The 21,527-nt window shown below is 51.3% G+C and carries 20 protein-coding genes and 1 pseudogene; 11 read left to right on the plus strand and 10 right to left on the minus strand.

Going from position 1 to position 21,527, the window contains the following annotated elements; genetic code table 11:
- Window positions 1-35: 35 nt before the first annotated feature.
- From OGY35_RS12645 to ompL, 3 genes are all read left to right on the plus strand, one after another.
- Window positions 36-1,424 carry an MFS transporter gene (locus tag OGY35_RS12645; RefSeq protein WP_286632436.1) on the plus strand — a complete coding sequence of 463 codons (1,389 nt, stop codon included), beginning with the start codon at window positions 36-38 and terminating at the stop codon, window positions 1,422-1,424.
- Window positions 1,425-1,463: 39 nt separating this feature from the next.
- A complete protein-coding gene (locus OGY35_RS12650; RefSeq protein ID WP_152401042.1) occupies window positions 1,464-2,882 on the plus strand; it encodes an MFS transporter in 1,419 nt (472 codons plus the stop codon).
- A 67-nt stretch (window positions 2,883-2,949) separates the two neighbouring features.
- Window positions 2,950-3,642, plus strand: coding sequence for a porin OmpL (gene ompL, locus OGY35_RS12655; RefSeq protein ID WP_152406229.1), 693 nt, complete (start codon window positions 2,950-2,952; stop codon window positions 3,640-3,642).
- Window positions 3,643-3,703: 61 nt separating this feature from the next.
- On the opposite strand, the gene typA is transcribed toward ompL, so the two are convergent.
- On the minus strand, window positions 3,704-5,527 hold the full coding sequence (gene typA / locus OGY35_RS12660; RefSeq protein ID WP_152401040.1) for a ribosome-dependent GTPase TypA: 1,824 nt from the start codon (window positions 5,525-5,527) through the stop codon (window positions 3,704-3,706).
- 376 nt (window positions 5,528-5,903) lie between these two features.
- Here typA and glnA point away from each other — a divergent pair, with 376 nt between their 5' ends.
- The 4 genes from glnA to OGY35_RS12680 all read left to right on the plus strand — a co-directional run bounded on the left by glnA (window position 5,904) and on the right by OGY35_RS12680 (window position 10,276).
- On the plus strand, window positions 5,904-7,313 hold the full coding sequence (gene glnA, locus OGY35_RS12665; RefSeq protein WP_152401038.1) for a glutamate--ammonia ligase: 1,410 nt from the start codon (window positions 5,904-5,906) through the stop codon (window positions 7,311-7,313).
- Between the two features lie 274 nt (window positions 7,314-7,587).
- Window positions 7,588-8,637 carry a nitrogen regulation protein NR(II) gene (glnL, locus tag OGY35_RS12670; RefSeq protein WP_152401034.1) on the plus strand — a complete coding sequence of 350 codons (1,050 nt, stop codon included), beginning with the start codon at window positions 7,588-7,590 and terminating at the stop codon, window positions 8,635-8,637.
- Window positions 8,638-8,645: 8 nt separating this feature from the next.
- On the plus strand, window positions 8,646-10,055 hold the full coding sequence (gene glnG / locus OGY35_RS12675) for a nitrogen regulation protein NR(I) (protein WP_042325420.1): 1,410 nt from the start codon (window positions 8,646-8,648) through the stop codon (window positions 10,053-10,055).
- Window positions 10,056-10,165: 110 nt separating this feature from the next.
- Entirely contained in the window at window positions 10,166-10,276 is a 111-nt protein-coding gene (locus tag OGY35_RS12680) for a YshB family small membrane protein (RefSeq protein WP_090050632.1), read from the plus strand.
- A 78-nt stretch (window positions 10,277-10,354) separates the two neighbouring features.
- Here OGY35_RS12680 and hemN read toward each other — a convergent pair whose 3' ends face one another.
- From hemN to OGY35_RS24445, 3 genes and pseudogenes are all read right to left on the minus strand, one after another.
- Window positions 10,355-11,728, minus strand: coding sequence for an oxygen-independent coproporphyrinogen III oxidase (gene hemN, locus OGY35_RS12685; protein WP_286632438.1), 1,374 nt, complete (start codon window positions 11,726-11,728; stop codon window positions 10,355-10,357).
- A 187-nt stretch (window positions 11,729-11,915) separates the two neighbouring features.
- Window positions 11,916-12,428, minus strand: a complete 513-nt coding sequence (gene yihI, locus OGY35_RS12690) for a Der GTPase-activating protein YihI (protein WP_152401029.1) — start codon at window positions 12,426-12,428, stop codon at window positions 11,916-11,918.
- 103 nt (window positions 12,429-12,531) lie between these two features.
- Window positions 12,532-12,733: pseudogene (locus tag OGY35_RS24445) on the minus strand (hypothetical protein).
- A 272-nt stretch (window positions 12,734-13,005) separates the two neighbouring features.
- Here OGY35_RS24445 and yihA point away from each other — a divergent pair.
- Complete coding sequence (gene yihA, locus OGY35_RS12695) at window positions 13,006-13,638, plus strand: ribosome biogenesis GTP-binding protein YihA/YsxC (protein ID WP_286632439.1); 633 nt, start codon at window positions 13,006-13,008, stop codon at window positions 13,636-13,638.
- Between the two features lie 233 nt (window positions 13,639-13,871).
- Here yihA and spfP read toward each other — a convergent pair whose 3' ends face one another.
- Both spfP and polA read right to left on the minus strand, forming a co-directional pair.
- Window positions 13,872-13,919, minus strand: a complete 48-nt coding sequence (gene spfP / locus OGY35_RS24570) for a small protein SpfP (protein WP_071892919.1) — start codon at window positions 13,917-13,919, stop codon at window positions 13,872-13,874.
- A 165-nt stretch (window positions 13,920-14,084) separates the two neighbouring features.
- Window positions 14,085-16,871, minus strand: a complete 2,787-nt coding sequence (gene polA / locus OGY35_RS12700; RefSeq protein WP_286632440.1) for a DNA polymerase I — start codon at window positions 16,869-16,871, stop codon at window positions 14,085-14,087.
- A gap of 364 nt (window positions 16,872-17,235) precedes the next feature.
- On the opposite strand from polA, the gene yihG reads away from it, so the two are divergent.
- Window positions 17,236-18,171: a 1-acylglycerol-3-phosphate O-acyltransferase, YihG family gene (gene yihG / locus OGY35_RS12705; protein ID WP_178827284.1), complete on the plus strand. Its 936-nt coding sequence runs from the start codon at window positions 17,236-17,238 to the stop codon at window positions 18,169-18,171.
- Between the two features lie 12 nt (window positions 18,172-18,183).
- On the opposite strand, the gene dsbA is transcribed toward yihG, so the two are convergent.
- The 3 genes from dsbA to OGY35_RS12720 all read right to left on the minus strand — a co-directional run bounded on the left by dsbA (window position 18,184) and on the right by OGY35_RS12720 (window position 20,154).
- Window positions 18,184-18,807 carry a thiol:disulfide interchange protein DsbA gene (dsbA, locus tag OGY35_RS12710; RefSeq protein WP_152401022.1) on the minus strand — a complete coding sequence of 208 codons (624 nt, stop codon included), beginning with the start codon at window positions 18,805-18,807 and terminating at the stop codon, window positions 18,184-18,186.
- Window positions 18,808-18,821: 14 nt separating this feature from the next.
- The gene (locus OGY35_RS12715; RefSeq protein WP_286632441.1) at window positions 18,822-19,808 is read right to left on the minus strand and encodes a serine/threonine protein kinase; all 987 of its coding nucleotides are present in this window, start codon (window positions 19,806-19,808) and stop codon (window positions 18,822-18,824) included.
- Between the two features lie 76 nt (window positions 19,809-19,884).
- Complete coding sequence (locus OGY35_RS12720; RefSeq protein ID WP_042325406.1) at window positions 19,885-20,154, minus strand: YihD family protein; 270 nt, start codon at window positions 20,152-20,154, stop codon at window positions 19,885-19,887.
- Window positions 20,155-20,223: 69 nt separating this feature from the next.
- On the opposite strand from OGY35_RS12720, the gene mobA reads away from it, so the two are divergent.
- Window positions 20,224-20,808 (plus strand): molybdenum cofactor guanylyltransferase MobA, encoded by a 585-nt coding sequence (gene mobA, locus OGY35_RS12725; protein ID WP_152401019.1) that lies wholly within the window; start codon window positions 20,224-20,226, stop codon window positions 20,806-20,808.
- Complete coding sequence (gene mobB / locus OGY35_RS12730; protein WP_286632477.1) at window positions 20,805-21,311, plus strand: molybdopterin-guanine dinucleotide biosynthesis protein MobB; 507 nt, start codon at window positions 20,805-20,807, stop codon at window positions 21,309-21,311. Before mobA ends, mobB begins: the two co-directional genes overlap by 4 nt.
- Before the next feature lie 34 nt (window positions 21,312-21,345).
- Here the strand turns inward: mobB and OGY35_RS12735 are convergent.
- Window positions 21,346-21,527 (minus strand): hypothetical protein (locus tag OGY35_RS12735; RefSeq protein WP_286632442.1); only part of this gene is annotated, 182 nt, incomplete at its 5' end.

A 21,527-nucleotide genomic window follows, 5' to 3' on the forward strand; every position in this document is an offset into this window, starting at 1 on the left:
CGTGGGGAAAACTCACGGGTAAACGAGAGATTATCATGAGTCAAAACATAACCAATCCGGCAACCCTACGCTTGCCTTTTAAGGAAAAACTCGCCTACGGGATAGGTGATTTAGGCTCCAATATCCTTCTGGATATCGGTACCCTCTATTTACTTAAGTTTTATACCGATGTCCTCGGTTTGCCGGGCACGTATGGTGGCATCATTTTCCTTATCGCCAAGTTTTTTACCGCGTTTACCGATATGGGAACCGGTATTATGCTCGATTCACGACGTAAAATCGGTCCAAAAGGGAAATTCCGACCTTTCGTGATGTATGCCGCGTTTCCGGTGACCCTGCTGGCTATTGCTAATTTTGTCGGTACGCCGTTTGAAATCACCGGTAAAACGGTAATGGCGACCGTACTGTTCATGCTCTACGGGCTGTTCTTCAGCATGATGAACTGCTCCTACGGGGCAATGGTGCCTGCCATTACCAAAAACCCGGATGAACGCGCTTCGCTCGCTGCCTGGCGGCAGGGCGGCGCGACGCTCGGCCTGCTGTTGTGCACCGTCGGCTTTGTGCCAGTGATGAATCTGATCGAAGGCAATTCGCAGTTGGGCTATATCTTCGCCGCGACGCTGTTTTCCCTGTGCGGACTGTTCTTTATGTGGTGCTGCTATGCCGGGGTAAAAGAGCGCTATGTCGAAGTGAAACCCGTCGACGCGGCACAGAAACCCGGCTTACTGCAGTCATTTCGCGCCATCGCCGGCAACCGTCCGCTGTTCATTTTGTGTATTGCCAACCTCTGCACGCTCGGCGCGTTCAACGTCAAGCTGGCTATCCAGGTCTATTACACCCAGTACGTGCTGAACGATCCGATTTTGCTGTCGTGGATGGGCTTTTTCAGCATGGGATGTATTTTCATCGGCGTCTTTTTAATGCCGGGGATGGTCCGCCGCTTCGGCAAGAAAAAGGTTTATATCGGCGGCCTGCTAATCTGGGTCGCAGGGGATCTGCTCAACTACTTCTTCGGCGGAGGGTCGGTCAGCTTTGTCGCGTTCTCCTGCCTGGCGTTCTTCGGTTCCGCGTTTGTGAACAGCCTGAACTGGGCGCTGGTCTCCGACACGGTGGAATACGGTGAATGGCGTACCGGCGTGCGCTCTGAAGGAACGGTTTATACCGGTTTTACCTTCTTCCGTAAGGTTTCGCAGGCGCTGGCAGGTTTCTTCCCGGGGTGGATGCTGACCCAAATCGGCTATGTGCCCAACGTGGTACAGTCGGCGGGAACGGTCGAGGGGTTACGGCAGCTCATCTTTATTTATCCGTGTGCACTGGCAGTCGTCACCATTATTGCGATGGGCTGTTTCTACGATCTCAACGAAAAGATGTACATCCGTATCGTTGGCGAAATCGAAGCCCGCAAACGCGCCATTGCAGAGTGAAAATGAATGGCAACTTGCGGGACTTCACGAGGATTGATTATGTCTGACCATGATCCACTAACCCTGAAACTGAGTTTGCGAGAAAAGCTGGCCTACGGCGTGGGTGATATTGGCTCCAATCTCATGCTGAGCGTCGGCACATTATATCTGCTGAAATTTTATACTGATGAATTGGGAATGCCCGCCTGGTACGGTGGAATTATCTTTCTGGTGGCAAAATTCTTTACCGCATTCACCGACATGCTCACCGGATTCCTGCTTGATTCACGCAGAAATATTGGACCAATGGGAAAATTCCGCCCCTTTATCCTGTATGCGGCAATCCCATCAGCGATCATTGCGACGGTACAATTTATTACCACGACATTTAGTCTGCCAATCAAAACAGCACTCGCGACGGGTTTGTTTATGTTATTTGGCCTGTTCTATAGTCTGATGAATTGCTCCTATGGCGCGATGATCCCGGCGATGACTAAAAACTCAAACGAGCGAGCGCAACTCGCTGCTTTTCGGCAGGGAGGCGCGACCATAGGTTTATTAGTTTGCACGGTGGCATTTATTCCTCTGCAAGCGCTCTTTTCCTCTTCAGCCTTCGGTTATGCTTGTGCCGCCTTCATTTTTTCTGCCTGCGGATTCGGGTTCATGATGCTATGCTTTAAAGGCGTTAAGGAACATTACCGGGCAACGGTTTCAACAGAACATAAGATGGGTATTTTTAAATCATTCTTCGCTATTTTTCATAATCCGCCACTGCTCGTGCTCTGTATCGCGAACTTATGCACGCTGGCCGCATTTAATATCAAATTAGCCATTCAGGTTTATTACACACAATATGTCCTGAACGATCCGCATCTATTATCATGGATGGGATTCTTCAGCATGGGATGTGTGTTGATTGGCGTCATTCTTGTCCCCTGGACGGTTAAATGCTTCGGTAAAAAGCAGGTGTACTTAGCCGGCATGATGTTATGGGCGCTTGGCGATATCTTGAATTATTTCTGGGGTAACAGTTCCTTCACCTTTATCATTTTCTCCTGTATTGCCTTCTTCGGCACCGCCTTCGTCAATAGCCTGAACTGGGCGCTGGTACCGGATACCGTAGATTACGGCGAATGGAAAACGGGGATTCGCGCGGAAGGTACCGTCTACACGGGATATACCTTTTCGCGGAAGATTTCTGCCGCGCTGGCGGGGTTTCTGCCCGGTATTATGTTGACCCAGATTGGCTATGTGCCAAACATCGCGCAAAGCGATACCACTCTACAGGGATTACGTCAGTTAATATTTCTCTGGCCCTGTGGTCTGGCGATTATTGCCGCATTGACCATGGGTTTCTTTTATAAACTCAACGAAGCGCGTTTCGCCTTTATTATCGAGGAAATTAATCAACGAAAAAAGAATAACAATATTCCGGATGTAACCAATAACAATAAAAACATCGCTACTGTAAATCTATAAATAAACCTTGCCGCTATTTCCATCCTGATGGATGGCGGCATCCCTACGCTTAAAAAATGGATTTATGATGAAAACATTAAACTCAATCATTCTGTTATCTTCAGTGATATCAACCTCTGTTTTTGCCGGTGCTTATGTCGAAAACCGGGAAGCTTATAATCTGGCCTCTGACCAGCAAGAGATCATGTTACGCGTTGGCTATAACTTCGATATGGGAGCAGGCATTATGCTCACCAACACCTACACGCTCCAGCGCGAAGACGAGTTAAAGCACGGCTATAACGAGATCGAGGGTTGGTACCCGTTATTCAAACCCACGGATAAATTAACGATCCAACCCGGCGGATTGATTACCGACAAGAGCATAGGTTCCAGCGGCGCGGTCTATCTGGACGTCAATTACAAGTTTGCACCGTGGTTTAACCTGACTGTGCGTAACCGCTACAACCATAATAATTACAGCTCGGTTGATTTAAACGGGGAGCGGGATAATAACGATACCTATGAGATCGGCAACTATTGGAACTTTATTATTACCGATAAGTTCTCGTATACCTTTGAACCCCACTATTTTATGCGGGTGAATGATTTTAATAGCAGCAATGGCAAGGATCATCACTGGGAAATTACCAATACCTTCCGTTATCGGATCAACCAGAACTGGTTACCCTACTTCGAACTGCGCTGGCTGGACCGTAACGTGGAACCCTATCACCGCGAACAAAACCAGATTCGCGTTGGGGTGAAATATTTCTTTTAATTACATTGAGGTAAAAAAAAAGCCGCTGATATCAGCGGCTTTTTCATCACAAGATTATGAATTAATCTTCTTTCGGACCACGGTTTGCGCGGCGGCGATCGTTTTCCGTCAGGTGACGTTTACGAATACGGATAGACTGCGGAGTCACTTCTACCAGTTCGTCGTCATCGATGAACTCCAGAGCTTGCTCCAGGGTCATCTTAACCGGCGGAACCAGAACCGTTGCTTCGTCAGTACCGGAAGCACGCATGTTGGTCAGTTTCTTACCGGTCAGGCAGTTTACGGTCAGGTCGTTAGAACGACTGTGAATACCGATGATCTGGCCTTCGTACACTTCTGCACCGTGACCCAGGAACAGCTTACCGCGATCCTGCAGGCTGAACAGCGCAAACGCGACGGCTTTACCCTGACCGTTAGAGATCAGTACACCGTTCTGACGCTGACCCACTTCACCCGGACGTACGTCGTCATAGTGGCTGAAAGTGGAGTACAGCAGACCCGTACCGGAGGTCATGGTCATGAATTCTGAACGGAAGCCAATCAGACCACGGCTTGGGATCACGTAGTCGAGACGTACGCGGCCTTTACCATCTGGATTCATGTTTTTCAGGTCGCCTTTACGCTCACCCAGTGCCTGCATGACAGAACCCTGGTGCTGCTCTTCGACATCCAGCGTAACGTTTTCGAACGGCTCTTGTTTACGGCCGTCGATTTCGCGGAAGATAACTTTCGGACGGGAAACCGCCATTTCGAAACCTTCACGACGCATGTTTTCGATAAGAACGGACAGGTGCAGCTCACCACGACCCGATACACGGAACGCGTCTGCATCTTCGGTTTCTTCAACACGCAGCGCAACGTTGTGCACCAGCTCTTTGTTCAGGCGGTCAAGGATCTGACGAGAGGTAACGTATTTACCTTCTTTACCACAGAACGGCGAGGTGTTGACGTTGAAGAACATGGTGACGGTCGGTTCATCAACAGACAGCGCCGGCAGCGCTTCCACATTCTGCGGATCGCAGATGGTGTCAGAGATGTTCAGCTCGCCCAGACCGGTGATCGCGATGATGTCACCTGCTTCAGCTTCGGTGGATTCAATACGCTCCAGACCCAGGTGAGTCAGGACTTTACCGACTTTACCGTTACGGGTTTTGCCTTCGCTATCCACGATAGTGATCTGCTGGTTCGGCTTCACTTTACCGCGTTTGATGCGGCCGATGCCGATAACGCCAACGTAGTTGTTGTAGTCCAGCTGAGAGATCTGCATCTGGAACGGACCATCAAGGTCAACGTCCGGCGCAGGTACGTGGTCGACAATCGCCTGATACAGCGGGGTCATGTCTTCCGCCATATCTTCGTGATCCAGACCAGCAATACCGTTCAGCGCGGAAGCGTAGATGATCGGGAAGTCCAGCTGTTCGTCAGTCGCGTCGAGGTTCACGAACAGGTCAAATACCTGATCGACAACCCAGTCCGGACGCGCGCCAGGACGGTCAACTTTGTTGATAACCACGATTGGCTTCAGGCCATGCGCAAAGGCTTTTTTGGTCACGAAGCGCGTCTGCGGCATCGGGCCGTCAAATGCGTCAACCACCAGCAGCACAGAGTCAACCATGGACATGACACGCTCAACTTCACCACCGAAGTCTGCGTGCCCAGGGGTATCAACGATGTTGATACGGTAATCATTCCATTTGATAGCGGTGTTTTTCGCGAGGATGGTAATCCCACGCTCTTTCTCCAAATCGTTGGAGTCCATCACACGCTCTTGAGTTTCGGCACGAGAGTCGAACGTACCGGATTGCTGCAGCAGCTTATCAACCAGGGTAGTTTTACCATGGTCAACGTGCGCGATGATGGCGATGTTACGCAAATTTTCGATCACAACTTTGCCTCAGGCATTAGAAATAGCGCGTTATTGTACACGGATTAATCGCACTACAAAACAGGATCACAAACATCCTCCGCAAACAAGTATTGCAGAGATTCTTTGTGATCGCTTTCACGGAGCGTTAAAAGGGTTATACACGGTCCATTGCACCAATATGGTGCTCAATGTTCACATTAAAGCACTATACTGGTGCAACATACACAACATGGTGCAACCCTTTTGCACGATGGTGCGCATGATAACGCCTTTTAGGGGCAATTTAAAAGTTGGCACAGATTTCGCTTTATCTTTTTTACGGCGACACGGCCAATGAATAAAGAATTGAACACCTCGTTACCACGACGACTATGACCAATCTGGAGAGTTAAGTATGTCCGCTGAACACGTTTTGACGATGCTGAATGAGCACGAAGTGAAGTTTGTTGATTTGCGCTTCACTGATACCAAAGGTAAAGAACAGCACGTCACGATTCCTGCTCATCAGGTAAATGCCGAATTCTTCGAAGAAGGCAAAATGTTTGACGGCTCTTCGATTGGTGGCTGGAAAGGCATCAACGAATCCGACATGGTGCTGATGCCGGATGCATCTACCGCGGTTATCGACCCATTCTTCGCGGATTCAACGCTGATCATCCGTTGTGATATCCTGGAACCCGGCACCCTGCAGGGCTATGACCGCGACCCGCGTTCTATCGCCAAGCGTGCTGAAGAGTACCTGCGCTCCACGGGTATCGCGGATACCGTTCTGTTTGGGCCAGAACCTGAATTCTTCCTGTTTGATGACGTCCGTTTCGGCGCGTCAATCTCCGGTTCTCACGTGGCCATCGATGACATCGAAGGCGCATGGAACTCCTCCACCCAGTACGAAGGTGGTAACAAAGGTCACCGTCCGGCGGTGAAAGGCGGCTACTTCCCGGTTCCACCCGTTGACTCCGCTCAGGACATCCGTTCTGAAATGTGTCTGGTAATGGAGCAGATGGGCCTGGTTGTTGAAGCTCACCACCATGAAGTAGCAACCGCAGGTCAGAACGAAGTGGCGACCCGCTTCAACACCATGACCAAAAAAGCGGACGAAATTCAGATCTACAAATACGTAGTGCACAACGTCGCTCACCGCTTCGGCAAAACTGCGACCTTCATGCCGAAACCCATGTTTGGCGATAACGGTTCCGGCATGCACTGCCACATGTCTCTGTCCAAAAACGGCACCAACCTGTTCTCTGGCGACAAATATGCGGGCCTGTCTGAGCAAGCGCTGTACTACATTGGCGGCGTAATCAAACACGCTAAAGCGATCAACGCCCTGGCGAACCCGACCACCAACTCTTACAAGCGTCTGGTCCCGGGTTACGAAGCACCGGTCATGCTGGCTTACTCTGCCCGTAACCGTTCTGCTTCTATCCGTATTCCGGTGGTGGCTTCTCCGAAAGCACGTCGTATCGAAGTCCGTTTCCCGGATCCCGCAGCGAACCCGTACCTGTGCTTTGCTGCCCTGCTGATGGCGGGTCTTGACGGTATTAAGAACAAGATCCACCCGGGCGAAGCAATGGACAAAAACCTGTACGACCTGCCGCCGGAAGAAGCGAAAGAGATCCCACAGGTTGCTGGCTCTCTGGAAGAAGCACTGAACGAGCTGAATCTGGACCGCGAATTCCTGAAAGCGGGTGGCGTGTTTACTGATGAAGCCATCGATGCTTACATCGCGCTGCGCATTGAAGAAAATGACCGCGTACGCATGACGCCGCACCCGGTAGAGTTTGAGCTGTACTACAGCGTTTAATGATAATTAGTTGTAATTCCCGTAGATTTCTTATTGCAGCAAGGCGGCAATCGAAGGAATCCCGATGAGCTTAGTCCACTAAGTGATTCGGGTGACTGAGAGCAGCCAACACCGCTGCGGTAAGAAAGATACGGAGAATTTTAGTTGCCGTGGAAACTTTTAGCCCATCACACGATGGGCTTTTTTCACCGTCAACAATCTGATCCTTCGCGCTTTTTCTACATAAAAAGCTATAATGCACTAAATTGGTGCACACTATTCAGGAGACTGCTATATGGCAACAGGCACGCTGCCCGATGCTGGGCAGATCCTCAATTCTTTAATCAACAGCATCTTACTGGTCGACGATGAGCTTGCAGTGCATTACGCCAACCCGGCCGCGCAGCAGTTACTCGCTCAAAGCTCCCGCAAACTGTTTGGTACGCCGCTTCCTGAACTCCTGAGCTATTTTTCTTTGAATATCGGGCTGATGCGCGAAAGCTTAGAGGCGGGGCAAGGTTTTACCGACAATGAGGTCACGCTGGTGATTGACGGGCGCTCGCACATTCTGTCGCTCACTGCGCAGCGTTTGCCGGACGGACAGATCCTGCTTGAAATGGCGCCGATGGATAACCAGCGCCGCCTGAGCCAGGAGCAGCTACAGCACGCTCAGCAGGTCGCCGCGCGCGATCTGGTACGTGGACTGGCGCACGAGATTAAAAACCCGCTCGGTGGCTTACGCGGCGCAGCACAGCTATTAAGCAAAGCCCTGCCCGATCCGGCGCTGCTGGAATACACCAAAGTCATTATTGAACAGGCTGACCGACTGCGTAATCTGGTCGACAGGTTATTAGGCCCGCAGATGCCAGGCACGCATGTCACGGAAAGCATCCATAAAGTGGCAGAGCGTGTGGTGGCTCTGGTTTCTATGGAGTTACCGGCCAACGTCACGCTGGTCCGTGATTACGATCCCAGCCTGCCGGAACTGCCGCACGATCCGGAACAAATAGAGCAGGTGTTGTTGAACATTGTCCGCAATGCGTTGCAGGCGCTGGGGCCCGACGGCGGGGAGATCGTGCTGCGTACCCGCACGGCTTTCCAGCTCACGCTGCACGGCGAGCGCTATCGCCTGGCGGCGCGTATTGACGTCGAGGACAACGGGCCGGGGATCCCTTCCCACTTACAGGATACGCTGTTTTACCCCATGGTCAGCGGCCGCGAAGGCGGTACCGGGCTGGGATTATCCATCGCCCGTAATTTGATCGATCAGCATTCCGGCAAAATTGAATTTACCAGTTGGCCAGGTCATACCGAGTTCTCGGTTTATCTGCCGATTCGGAAATAGAGGTGCTTATGCAACGAGGGATAGTCTGGGTAGTTGATGACGATAGTTCCATCCGTTGGGTGCTTGAACGTGCTCTCGCCGGAGCGGGTCTGAGCTGTACGACCTTTGAAAACGGTAACGACGTGCTGGGTGCGCTGGCCAGCAAAACGCCGGACGTACTGTTGTCCGATATTCGGATGCCGGGGATGGACGGGCTGGCGCTGTTAAAGCAGATTAAACAGCGTCATCCGATGCTTCCGGTCATCATAATGACCGCACATTCCGATCTGGATGCCGCCGTCAGCGCCTATCAACAAGGGGCGTTTGATTATCTACCGAAACCCTTTGATATCGATGAAGCAGTGGCGCTGGTTGAACGCGCCATCAGCCATTATCAGGAACAGCAGCAGCCGCGCAATATCCAGCTCAACGGCCCGACCACCGACATCATCGGTGAAGCGCCGGCCATGCAGGATGTGTTTCGTATTATCGGGCGGCTCTCTCGCTCTTCCATCAGCGTGTTGATCAACGGAGAATCCGGGACGGGTAAAGAACTGGTTGCGCATGCCCTGCATCGCCACAGCCCACGCGCCAAAGCACCGTTTATCGCACTGAACATGGCAGCGATACCCAAAGATTTGATCGAGTCTGAACTGTTTGGTCATGAAAAGGGGGCGTTTACCGGGGCAAATACTATTCGTCAGGGACGCTTCGAACAGGCCGATGGCGGCACGCTGTTTCTTGATGAGATCGGTGACATGCCGCTGGATGTGCAAACACGCCTGTTGCGTGTGTTAGCCGACGGTCAGTTTTACCGCGTTGGCGGCTATGCGCCGGTGAAGGTGGACGTGCGAATTATCGCTGCGACCCACCAGAACCTGGAGTTACGCGTCCAGGAAGGCAAGTTTCGTGAGGATTTGTTCCATCGTCTGAATGTCATCCGTGTGCACCTTCCACCGCTGCGCGAGCGTCGGGAGGATATTCCGCGCCTGGCTCGCCATTTCCTGCAAGTTGCGGCTCGCGAACTGGGCGTAGAAGCCAAGCTATTGCACCCGGAAACCGAAGCCGCGCTGACGCGACTGGCGTGGCCTGGCAACGTTCGCCAACTGGAAAATACCTGTCGCTGGCTAACCGTGATGGCGGCCGGGCAAGAGGTATTGATTCAGGATCTCCCTGCAGAGCTATTCGAAGCCACCGCGCCGGAAAGTCCGTCTCATCTCCAGCCGGACAGTTGGGCTACGCTGTTGGCGCAGTGGGCGGATCGGGCGCTGCGTTCCGGTCATCAAAACCTGTTGTCAGAGGCACAGCCTGAAATGGAACGCACGTTGCTGACCACAGCGCTCCGTCATACACAGGGCCATAAACAGGAAGCGGCACGCTTGCTCGGATGGGGGCGTAATACCCTGACGCGTAAGTTAAAAGAGCTGGGAATGGAGTAACGTCACACGCTTGTGTAAAGATTAATAATTGAGCGCAAATTGCCGTTATTTTGCGCTTTACTGTTCCGATGAGTTCAGTATGATCGTGCCCGGCAAACGGGGGACTTACCATGCTGGAATCGATTATAAATCTGCTATCAAGCGGAGCGGTCGACAGCCATACGCCACAAACTGCGGTCGCCGCAGTACTGTGCGCCGCGCTGGTTGGGCTGTTCAGCTAACGCTGTGCCGGATGGCGCTAATGCTTAATGGCTCTACACGTTGTAGGCCGGATAAGCGTAGCGCCATCCGACAACAGATTAAATCACTCTCGAAAACTGCTGCATCCGCGCTTTCTGGCGCAGATACGCATCAAAGCACATGCAAATGTTACGAATCAGCAGGCGGCCTTTCGGCGTGACCTGAATGCCCTTCTCTGCCACATCCACCAGCCCATCTTTCGCCAGCGGTGCCAACAGCTTCAGGTCTTCGGCAAAGTAATCCGCGAAGTTCAGATCCCACTGCTGCTCAACTGCGGCATAGTCGAGACGGAAGTTGCAGATCAGCGACTTGATGACGTCACGACGGATACCGTCATCACGGGTTAGCGCGATGCCGCGCCACAAGGCATTCCCCTGTTCATCCACCTGCTGATAGTAGCGTTTCAGCTCTTTCTGGTTCTGGGCATAGCAATCGCCAATCATGCTGATGGCAGAAACGCCCATCCCCAACAGATCGGTATCCCCCTGGGTGGTGTATCCCTGGAAATTACGATGGAGAACACCTTTGCGCTGGGCAATTGCCAGTTCGTCATCCGGGCGGGCAAAGTGGTCCATGCCGATAAACTGATAGCCGGTCTCTGTCAGCGAGGAGATGGTTTCTTGCAAAATATCCAGCTTCTGCTGTGCGCTGGGTAGATCGGCGTCTTTAATTTTGCGCTGTGCGGCAAACAGCGTTGGCAAATGCGCATAGTTAAAGACGCTCAGACGATCGGGACTCAATTCCGCCACCCGCTTCAGGGTAAACGCGAAACTTTCCGGCGTCTGTTTGGGTAAACCATAGATCAGATCGATATTGGTCGAGGTAAAGCCGATGTCACGCGCGTGATTGAGCAGTGCAAAGATAAATTCTTCATCCTGTTCACGGTTAACCAGCCGCTGAACCTCTTTGTTGAAGTCCTGCACGCCCATGCTGAGACGGTTAAAGCCTTCTGCGCGTAAATGATCGAGCACGTCCAGTTCAATCTCTCGGGGATCGACTTCGATCGAAATCTCCGCATCCGTATTGAAGTGGAAATTATTCCGCAGCAACGTCATCAGACGGCTGATTTGCGCTTTATTCAGGTAGGTTGGCGTGCCGCCGCCCCAGTGCAGTTGGCTAACCTGGCGTGCGGCAAACAGCGGCGCACGATGAAGAATTTCCTGTTCCAGCGCATCCAGATACTGATCGGCCTTATGCTGCTGTCGGGTCACAATCTTATTGCAGCCACAGAAGTAGCAGAGTTTGTGGCAAAACGGGATATGAACGTAAAGCGAGAGCGGGCGCTCAGGATAGCGCGCGACGGCCTGTAAAAACGCCGATTCGCCAAACGCGTCTGAAAATTCCAGCGCGGTCGGGTACGAGGTATAGCGTGGCCCGGAATAGTTATATTTCTGGATCAGGGCCAGATCCCAGTCTATTTGTTGTTCAGACATGCTCACTCCTTCCGATGGCGTCTCTGGCGGGTACGGCGTACCGGCCTCACTCCATTTCGAGTGCTAAGCCGGCTGCGCAGCCACTTCTGTCGCCGCGACAACCGCTGTAGTTTAACGAATAACCACACCAGATAACATATAACCGGAAGGGTTATAAGCAGGACGGGCAGGCCCACGGCGTAAACCGTTAGTTACCGCCCCGCAGCAGGCGCATCATATCTTCCTGCTTCTCGTCATCTTCCTCTTCTTCTTCGTCATCATCGTAGGAGAGGCCCAGCTTCTGCATCAGTTCATCGATGCGATCCAGTTTGGCATCTACCCAGGACTGATCTTCCGCGCTCAGGGTTTCGCCTGCTTCCAGACGCTCTAACAGCGCATCCAGGCGCTCATCCGTTTCCAGTAAATCCAACTCAGCCTGCGGTGAAAGCATAGGTTTCTCACTCTTCGGTTTGTGCTGTTTGGTGACTTTTTCGGTCACGCCCAATGGAATAGGGGTTTTACTGCCGATGCGTGGATCTTTCTGTTGGTTCTTGTTTTTGCCGCCTGACGCCGCGTCGCCACCGGTCGCACGGCTACCCGCCGCGTGTCCACGGTGTTTTTTCTGACGCTTGCGGTCACGAGCTTCCAGGTTCAGCTCTTCACGGGTTTTACGGCGTGCCTTTGCAGGACCTTTGCCGCGTGGTGTAGAAGTGGATTTCATAGTGATTCGTCTTTGGCTGTTTTATTCAGTATACAATTGCGCCGGAATCTAGCAGAAATAAAGAAAAAAGGCGACAGATTGCTCTGTCGCCTTTTCACCTTACTCACAACCCTGAACGGGTCCTACATTCCCTGTCGGCTGTCAACACACCCTGTTTATCCTTCAGCCTGGAACATTCCGTGTCTTTTCCGTTTCCGTATACCAACGTCTCCGAACGCCTGTCATCCTGACAATCCTGTGTCTTCGCCTCCTGGCGCTCCTGACCCTCATCCTGAGTCGTCTTCCTGTACAGCTATCCTCGCTATGGGGGCTACTCTACTCTTTTGAAGTAAAGTAACAAGTCACTGGTCGCACAGTTCTGATATTTTCAGAATATTACATACTTTTAATACCATGATTTAGTTGATTTATTTAATTATTTGCCCTGCAATTACTCCTGAATTTCGTATAAGAACGATCGGCAATGTCTCACAACGAGCAAGGTTTTTACTCACAGCAGGCCCATGTCGAAAAATCAGTCTTTTGCTCCTGTTCAGGTATAATCGCGGCAAAGCTTTAACTGACGGAGACGACCGCTTTGATTAACCTGAATTATCAACAGACGCACTTTGTAATGAGCGCGCCTGATATTCGCCATTTACCTTCCGATACTGGAATCGAAGTGGCATTTGCTGGCCGTTCCAACGCAGGTAAGTCCAGCGCACTGAACACGCTGACCAATCAGAAGAGCCTGGCGCGTACCTCGAAAACGCCTGGCCGTACTCAGCTTATTAACCTGTTTGAAGTAGTCGACGGCAAACGACTTGTTGACTTACCCGGCTATGGTTACGCCGAAGTGCCGGAAGAAATGAAGCGCAAATGGCAACGCGCACTGGGTGAGTACCTGGAAAAACGCCAGAGCCTGCAGGGACTGGTGGTGTTGATGGATATTCGCCACCCGCTGAAAGATCTCGACCAGCAGATGGTCCAGTGGGCCGTTGAGAGTAACATCCAGGTGCTGGTGCTGCTGACGAAAGCGGACAAACTGGCAAGTGGGGCGCGTAAGGCCCAGTTGAATATGGTCCGTGAAGCGGTGTTAGCCTTTAACGGCGATGTGCAGGTTGAGACCTTTTCATCGCTGAAAAAGCAGGGCGTGGACAAATTACGGCAGAAGCTGGACAGCTGGTTTAGCGAACTGGCACCGGTTGAAGAGGATCAGGCCGGAGAGTAATTCATCGCGAGGGCGGATAACGACGCAGCGCGTCTTATCCAGCCCACAGATCGTGTTTCGCTTTTACTCAAAATAATTCATGTTGCAGGAAGGCAGCGACGCAGTGAATGCTCAGGGGCTTACATCAGTAAGTGGCTGAGGTGAGAGAGGAAACCAACGCACCTGCAGCGTGAAGTATGAAGAGTAAAATAAAAAACGCCCCAGTCAGAAACTGACTGGGGCGGCTAAAATATTCAGCCAAATCCGATTACGTGAAGTAAAAGGTCTGAAAGATAGAACATCTTACCTCTGTACCCTACGCGAATAACTTTACTCTTTTTTGAGCAGCGCAGAAAGCACTTTTTGTAATTTTTTTTCATTATTTACATAGGTAATTCCAATACCCATCACAAAACGCGTGCACTTATGTTGCTTAATTACGAAAAAGCGCGTTATCCAGCGGCCACTTAGTGCGCCTGATCCCAGTTTTCACCACTCCCGACTTCCACCAGCAGCGGCACATCAATGCGCGTGCAGTTTTCCATCAACTGATGGATCCTTTTCGCTGCCGCATCCAGGTCGTCTTTATGTACTTCAAACACCAGTTCATCGTGCACCTGCATGATCATACGCACGCGCGGTTTCTCTGTTTCCAGCCAGCCATCGACCGCAATCATCGCCCGTTTGATGATATCGGCTGCGGTTCCCTGCATTGGGGCGTTAATCGCCGCACGCTCAGCACCAGCACGACGCGCGCCGTTGCTGGATTTGATATCCGGCAGATAGAGACGACGGCCTTCCAGCGTTTCAACATAGCCCTGCTCTTTCGCCTGAGCGCGAGTGCGTTCCATGTACTCCAGTACGCCAGGATAACGTTCGAAATAGAGGTCCATATACTTCTGCGCTTCTTTACGCGGAATATTCAACTGACGCGCCAGACCGAACGCGCTCATGCCGTAGATCAGACCAAAGTTGATCGCCTTCGCGCTGCGACGCTGCTCACTTGTTACCGTCTCCAGCGGCAGACCAAATACTTCTGCAGCAGTGGCGCGGTGAATATCTTTCCCTTCAGCAAACGCTGTCAGCAAACCTTTGTCGCGTGACAGGTGCGCCATAATACGCAGCTCAATCTGTGAATAGTCCGCAGAAACAATCAGGTAATCCTTCGGCGGGATAAATGCCTGACGGATACGACGACCTTCCTCGTTACGTACCGGAATGTTTTGCAGGTTTGGATCGGTCGATGACAAGCGGCCCGTCGCGGTCACGGCCTGATGATACGACGTGTGCACACGCCCGGTTTTCGGGTTAATCATCAGCGGCAGTTTGTCGGTGTAGGTCGATTTCAGCTTCGCCAGGCCACGATACTCAAGAATCACTTTAGGTAGCGGGTAATCCAGTGCCAGCTCTTCCAGCACCTCTTCAGACGTCGATGGCGCGCCGCCTGGGGTTTTCTTCAGTGGCTTAATGCCCTGTTTTTCAAACAGGATCGTCTGCAACTGCTTAGTTGAAGAGAGGTTAAACACTTCGCCTGCGATGTCATGCGCTTTCTGTTCCAGCTCCGCCAGACGCAGGGTGATCTCCTCGGAGTGCTTATGCAGTACCGCCGGGTCTATCTTCACACCGTTACGCTCTACGCGAGATAACACCGGTACCAGCGGCATTTCGATGTTTTCAAAGACATTCAACGGCCCTTTATGCTGCTGCAGTTCTGGCCACATTTTCAAATGCAGTTGTAAGGTGACGTCAGCATCTTCTGCCGCATAACGCCCGGCCTCTTCCAGCGCGATCTGATTAAAGGTCAGTTGGTTCTTCCCTTTACCCGCAATCTCTTCGAAGGTGATGGTTTTGTGCTTCAGCCAGCGATCGGACAAGCTGTCCATATCGTGACGTCCGGCAACGCTGTTCAGAATGTACGATTCGAGCATGGTATCAAAAGCGATGCCACGCAGTTCGATGCCATAATTCGCCAGAATACCGCGATCGTACTTCAGATTTTGTCCAACCTTACGCGCGTTTTCATCTTCAAGCAGCGGCTTGAGCATCGCCAGCGCACGATCGCGGGAAATTTGATCCGGCGCATCCAGATAGTCATGCGCCACAGGCACATAAGCCGCCACGCCAGGTTCAATAGCGAATGAGAGCCCCACCAGATTGGCAGAGATGTTATCCAGACTGTCGGTTTCGGTATCGAAGGCAAACACGGGCGCTTTTTTCAGCTTCGCAATCCACGTTTCCAGCGTCGGTTCATCGAGAATCGTCACGTAGTTATCGTAAGAAAGCACAGCAGCGGTTTCTTCCTGTGCGTCATCGACAACGATCGTCTCCTGCGGTTTTGCCGCCGGTTTTGCCCCTTTCGCCTGTAGCCACTTGCCCGCTTCAACATCAGCAGTCCAGCGTTTGAACTCATACTTTTTAAACAGCCCGACCAGTTCGTCAGCCAGTGGCTGTTGCACTTCCAACTGTTCGCAGGTCAGTTCCAGCTCAACGTCTGTTTTGATCGTCGCCAGTTTATAGGAGAGATAGGCAACCTCTTTATTTTGCTCGAGTTTACCCGCCATGGTTTTCGCACCACGGAACGTCAACCCGGCAATTTTATCTGACTCAGCGTAAAGCGTATCCAGCCCACCCAGTCCCTGTAACAGCGCCTGAGCGGTCTTTTCCCCAACGCCCGGTACACCCGGAATGTTATCGGAGGAATCCCCCATCAACGCCAGAAAGTCGATGATCAGTTCGGGTGGCACGCCGTATTTCGTCACAACTTCATCCGGACCAAGAATAGTGTTGGTCATGGTATTGATGAGTGTGATGTTTGGCGTAACCAGCTGGGCCATATCTTTATCACCGGTACTGATCAGCACCGGACGCCCCACTTTTTCCGCTTCACGTGCCAGGGTGCCAATAACATCGTCCGCTTCCACGCCGGATACGGCCAGCAGCGGCAACCCCATCGCTTTCACCATCGCATGTAACGGTTCGATCTGCGCCCGCAGATCGTCCGGCATTGGCGGGCGATGCGATTTGTAATGCTCAAATAATTCGTCACGGAAGGTTTTACCCTTGGCATCAAATACCACTGCGGCATGTGTTGGCTGATACTGCAGGATCAGGCTGCGCAGCATATTGAGGACACCGTACATCGCGCCTGTCGGTTCACCCGCGCTATTGGTTAGCGGTGGAAACGCATGGTATGCGCGATAGAGATAAGAAGAGCCATCTACAAGGATAAGTGGGTTTTCTGGGATCTGAACCATAATGTCCGTGCCTGTTTATCAGATTATGGATAAAGGATGCCACAGACGGGATGAAAACATGAGTTTTTCACCACATTTGTCGTAAATCTTTTGTAGATCTTCTGGATCGCTCGCAAAGCCGCCTGTGGATAACTTTGTGCATAATTAATTTTCATCACATTAATATCAAATCAATGATTTTAGCATCATTTATTTTATTGATTATTTTCAATAAGTTATAAAAGCAACAAAATAAACCCTTTATGTTTTCATTGAATTACGGAATGTGGATAGATATGGCGTATTTTTCTCTGTCGTGAAGAACCGTCATTTGAGTTATTTTCTGATAAAATCAGCCCCCTTGCGCGACTTTAGCGTACTGTTTATGGCTAATCCTTTGAATAATTTAATCACGGCGAGATTGCTCGCTACAGTCACCCTGTTGCTGAGCATCGCATTGACCATTGTGGTCACGATTTTATGCTCTGTACCGATCATTCTTGCCGGACTGGTAAAGCTCCTGCTACCCGTTCCTTTCGTCTGGCGCAAGGTGTCTTTGTTTTGTAATTTCATGATGTACTGCTGGTGTGAAGGGCTCGCCCTGCTGCTGCATCTCAACCCGTGGTTGAAATGGGATGTGCAAGGTCTGGAAGGTCTCAGCAAGAAAAACTGGTATCTGCTGGTGTGTAATCACCACAGCTGGGCTGACATCGTGGTGCTGTGTGTGCTCTTCCGTAAACACATTCCCATGAATAAGTATTTCCTCAAACAGCAACTGGCCTGGGTGCCCTTTATCGGTCTCGCCTGCTGGGCGCTGGATATGCCGTTCATGAAACGTTACTCACGCGCGTACCTCTTGCGGCATCCAGAACGTCGGGGTAAGGATGTTGAGACCACCCGCCGGTCCTGCGAAAAATTTCGGGCGCATCCCACCACGATCGTCAATTTCGTCGAAGGCTCTCGCTTTACTGAAGAAAAACGTCAGCAGACTCGTTCGCCGTATAAACATCTGTTACCGCCAAAAGCAGCAGGCATCGCAATGGCGCTGAACGTGTTAGGTTCGCAATTCGATAAATTACTTAACGTTACGCTGTGCTATCCAGAAAACGACCGTACGCCGTTCTTCGATATGCTAAGCGGGAAACTGACGCGCATTGTGGTTCGCGTGGATATGCAACCCATTAAGGAAGATCTGCACGGTGACTACGTGAACGATAAAGGATTTAAGCGCCGTTTCCAGCTATGGCTAAATACGCTGTGGGGAGAAAAAGACTTGCTGATAGAAGAGATTAAAGCGACAAGTAAAAACGCCGGTCGCTGACCGGCGTTGCTTTTATTTCTTACCGACCAGGTATTTCACCGTGTCCGCATATTGCTGAACAAAGATATCCATGCTGCTGGTATCCATACCCTGCGGATTCACCTGATATTTGCCGTTAACAAACATCGCCGGTACGCCCTGCAGTTGCAGATCGGCAGCGGCTTTTTCCTGCTGCGCAACCAGTGATTTCACGACAAAGCTGTTCCATGCCGCATCGTAATCTTCGCCTTTAACGCCGGCATCCACGAATACTTTACGGATATCCGCAACGCTCTGTACGGTCTGGGTTTTCTGTACACCTTCAAACATCGGCACAGTCACTTTATCTTCAACACCCAGCGCGATCGCCACAGCCCACGCTTGCGTCAGATCCTTGCCCAGCGGGCCCAGGAACTCGACGTGGTACTTAGTCATTTTGACGCCTTCCGGAAGTTTTTTCTTCACGTTATCAGAAACATGAAGGACTTCTTCAAACTGGTAGCAGTGTGGGCAATAGAAAGAGAAAAACTCCAGCACCTGCGGTTCACCGGCAACGGGCTTTTCCAGGGTGGTATATTGCTTACCATCCTCGAATTGCGCTGCCGATGCGCTGAAAGCTAAAACCATACCAGCCAGCGCCAGCCAAATCTTTTTCATGATTACGTCTCCGATTAATACATAGGTGTTAATTGTAATGGGGGTTCTTGCAGAACTTTTGCCTGCTCGATAAATGTCGCGGTCTGTCGTTGCCAGTAATCTTCCCCGGTCAACCACGGGAAGTTTTTAGGAAACGCAGGATCGTCCCAACGACGCATCAGCCAGGCAAGATAATAAACCAAACGCATGGCACGTAAAGGTTCAATCAGTTCAATTTCAGACGTTTCAAACTCATTAACGTCTTCATAAGCTTCAATAATCGTCTCAAGCTGCATACGTTGCTCAGCTTTATCACCATTAAGAAGCATCCACAGATCCTGAATGGCAGGACCGTTGCGGGAATCATCTAAATCGACAAACAGCGGCCCCTCGCGCCAGAGAATATTTCCGGCGTGACAGTCGCCGTGTAGACGTAACATGTCAAAATTCGTATGCCACCGGTCAGTGACGGCCACAATCAGCGCATCCGTCGCCTTCAGGAAGGCGGCCTTTTGTCCTGACGGAATGAGGCGAGCATACTCGAAGAGTTTACGCGGCTCGACGAGGTATTCGTCCAGCCCAATGGTCGGTCGCCAGGTAAATGGTCGCTTACGACCGATCTGATGCAGACGCCCCAGATAACGACCCACCGCTTCCATTTGATCGATATTGTCCGCTTCGAACTGCCGACCACCTACGCTTGGAAAAATCGCGTAGTGGAACCCCTGATGTGACAACAGCGTCTCCCCCTTAAAAGCCAGCGGCGCGGCAACCGGGACGTCATCTTCGAGCAGTTCAATCGCAAACTGATGCTCTTCCAGGATCTGATCAACCGACCAGCGCTCAGGGCGATAAAATTTAACGACAAAACGCTGACGGTCTTCATCCTGAAACTGGTAGACACGGTTTTCGTAGCTGTTAAGCGGAGTAAGACCAGAATCCACCCGAATCCCCTGCTCAAACAGCGCATCCATGATGGTATCCGGGTGTAATGTCTGGAAATTGAAAGCGTTGTTGTTCATCCCATCATCCGGAAAATACGTCGAATGATTCAGGATATCATTTCATAACAACTTCGGTGGCCCCACTTACAAGCTTTTACTCTTTAATTACGCCACGGGCACGCAGCAGCGCCGTTTTGAAATCTTCCTCGTAGTCTTTTTGGATACCGGGAATAACAGCGTCTTTTGCAGAGTCGCGCATTTTCAGGTGATAGATCAGAATGTCGTCGGTTAAATCCGCCAGTTCACCGTCAAAACCTGACTCTTTCGCCAGTTTCTGCAAAAATTGCATCAGGTTAAGGTCGGGCTCTTTTTGCCAGGCTGGCTGGAGGAGTTCAATAACTTCATTCAGGCGTTTACATTTCATGGTCGTGCTCCTTACTCTTGATACAGACACGTTAGCAGGGTCAATCCCACAATAAAAGAGGCGATATCAGTGAATCAGGTTAGTGCAATAACAGGGGTTGTACTTGCTGGCGGAAAGGCCAGGCGGATGGGCGGCATTGATAAAGGTCTGCTTGAGCTTAAAGGGAAACCGCTGTGGAAACATGTCGCCGATACGCTGTTATCGCAACTGGAAACGGTAGTTGTGAATGCCAATCGCCATCAGGATATTTATCGCTCTGGCGGCCTGAAAGTCATTTCGGATGTGATCGCGGATTTTCCCGGTCCGCTGGCGGGTATGCTTTCTGTTTTCCAACAGGAGAACGGCGACTGGTTTCTGTTTTGTCCCTGTGACACCCCTTTTATCCCGCAGACGCTGGTTGCCCGATTAAGTGCCCGACGCAATCAGGCACCGGTGGTATGGGTGCACGATGGCGAACGGGATCACCCCACCATTGCGCTGGTTCACCGCTCGGTTCAGCCGTTTTTGCAGACTTATCTACAGTCTGGCGAGCGACGGGTAATGGTTTTTATGCGTCAGGCCGGTGGACATGCCGTTGATTTTAGCGACTATAAGGACGCGTTTGTGAATGTGAATACCCTTGAGGAGCTCGATAAATGGCAGGAAAAACAATGATCCCTTTACTGGCTATCGCCGCGTGGAGCGGAACGGGAAAAACGACGCTGCTCAGGAAGCTCATCCCGGCTCTGTGCGCCGCAGGGATCCGTCCTGGACTTATCAAGCATACGCATCACGATATGGACGTGGATAAGCCCGGCAAAGACAGCTACGAGCTACGCAAAGCGGGGGCAGCGCAAACCCTGGTCGCCAGTCAGCAACGTTGGGCATTGATGACCGAGACGCCAGAAGCATCCGAGCTGGATTTAGCGTACCTGGTCAGCAGGATGGAGACTACCACGCTGGATATGGTGCTGGTTGAGGGATTTAAGCACGAAGCCGTCGCGAAGATCTTATTGTTTCGACAGGGATGTGAACGCAGTGTGGAAGAACTGACCATTGATGAACACGTTATTGCGATTGCCAGTGACGTTCAACTTGATGTGGATATTCCGCAATTAAATATCAATGATATACAGCAAATTTCAGCATTCATTTTACGCTGGCTAAAGGCGCAGTAAACCCAATAAAGCGTCTCTTTCTCCGCTCAAATAATCATTCCGGTAAACGCAAAAAGGCCATCCGTAGGATGGCCTCTTCACTGAACTGCAGATAAAACAAAAAAACCCCATGCTTTCGCATGAGGTTTTCCTGTTTATTTGATGCCTGGCAGTTCCCTACTCTCACATGGGGAGACCCCACACTACCATCGGCGCTACGGCGTTTCACTTCTGAGT

Origin of the sequence: Citrobacter sp. Ct235 (assembly GCF_030332305.1) — a bacterium.
In the GTDB taxonomy this organism is placed as follows: Bacteria; Pseudomonadota; Gammaproteobacteria; order Enterobacterales; family Enterobacteriaceae; genus Citrobacter_A; species Citrobacter_A telavivensis.

What these genes read in the sequence shown, in the direction of transcription:
- OGY35_RS12645 (WP_286632436.1), top strand. Translation starts at nt 36, where the DNA reads ATGAGTCAAAACATAACCAATCCGGCAACCCTACGCTTGCCTTTTAAG.
- OGY35_RS12650 (WP_152401042.1), top strand. Translation starts at nt 1,464, where the DNA reads ATGTCTGACCATGATCCACTAACCCTGAAACTGAGTTTGCGAGAAAAG.
- ompL (WP_152406229.1), top strand. Translation starts at nt 2,950, where the DNA reads ATGAAAACATTAAACTCAATCATTCTGTTATCTTCAGTGATATCAACC.
- glnA (WP_152401038.1), top strand. Translation starts at nt 5,904, where the DNA reads ATGTCCGCTGAACACGTTTTGACGATGCTGAATGAGCACGAAGTGAAG.
- glnL (WP_152401034.1), top strand. Translation starts at nt 7,588, where the DNA reads ATGGCAACAGGCACGCTGCCCGATGCTGGGCAGATCCTCAATTCTTTA.
- glnG (WP_042325420.1), top strand. Translation starts at nt 8,646, where the DNA reads ATGCAACGAGGGATAGTCTGGGTAGTTGATGACGATAGTTCCATCCGT.
- OGY35_RS12680 (WP_090050632.1), top strand. Translation starts at nt 10,166, where the DNA reads ATGCTGGAATCGATTATAAATCTGCTATCAAGCGGAGCGGTCGACAGC.
- hemN (WP_286632438.1), bottom strand. Translation starts at nt 11,728, where the DNA reads ATGTCTGAACAACAAATAGACTGGGATCTGGCCCTGATCCAGAAATAT.
- yihI (WP_152401029.1), bottom strand. Translation starts at nt 12,428, where the DNA reads ATGAAATCCACTTCTACACCACGCGGCAAAGGTCCTGCAAAGGCACGC.
- polA (WP_286632440.1), bottom strand. Translation starts at nt 16,871, where the DNA reads ATGGTTCAGATCCCAGAAAACCCACTTATCCTTGTAGATGGCTCTTCT.
- yihG (WP_178827284.1), top strand. Translation starts at nt 17,236, where the DNA reads ATGGCTAATCCTTTGAATAATTTAATCACGGCGAGATTGCTCGCTACA.
- dsbA (WP_152401022.1), bottom strand. Translation starts at nt 18,807, where the DNA reads ATGAAAAAGATTTGGCTGGCGCTGGCTGGTATGGTTTTAGCTTTCAGC.
- OGY35_RS12715 (WP_286632441.1), bottom strand. Translation starts at nt 19,808, where the DNA reads ATGAACAACAACGCTTTCAATTTCCAGACATTACACCCGGATACCATC.
- OGY35_RS12720 (WP_042325406.1), bottom strand. Translation starts at nt 20,154, where the DNA reads ATGAAATGTAAACGCCTGAATGAAGTTATTGAACTCCTCCAGCCAGCC.
- mobB (WP_286632477.1), top strand. Translation starts at nt 20,805, where the DNA reads ATGATCCCTTTACTGGCTATCGCCGCGTGGAGCGGAACGGGAAAAACG.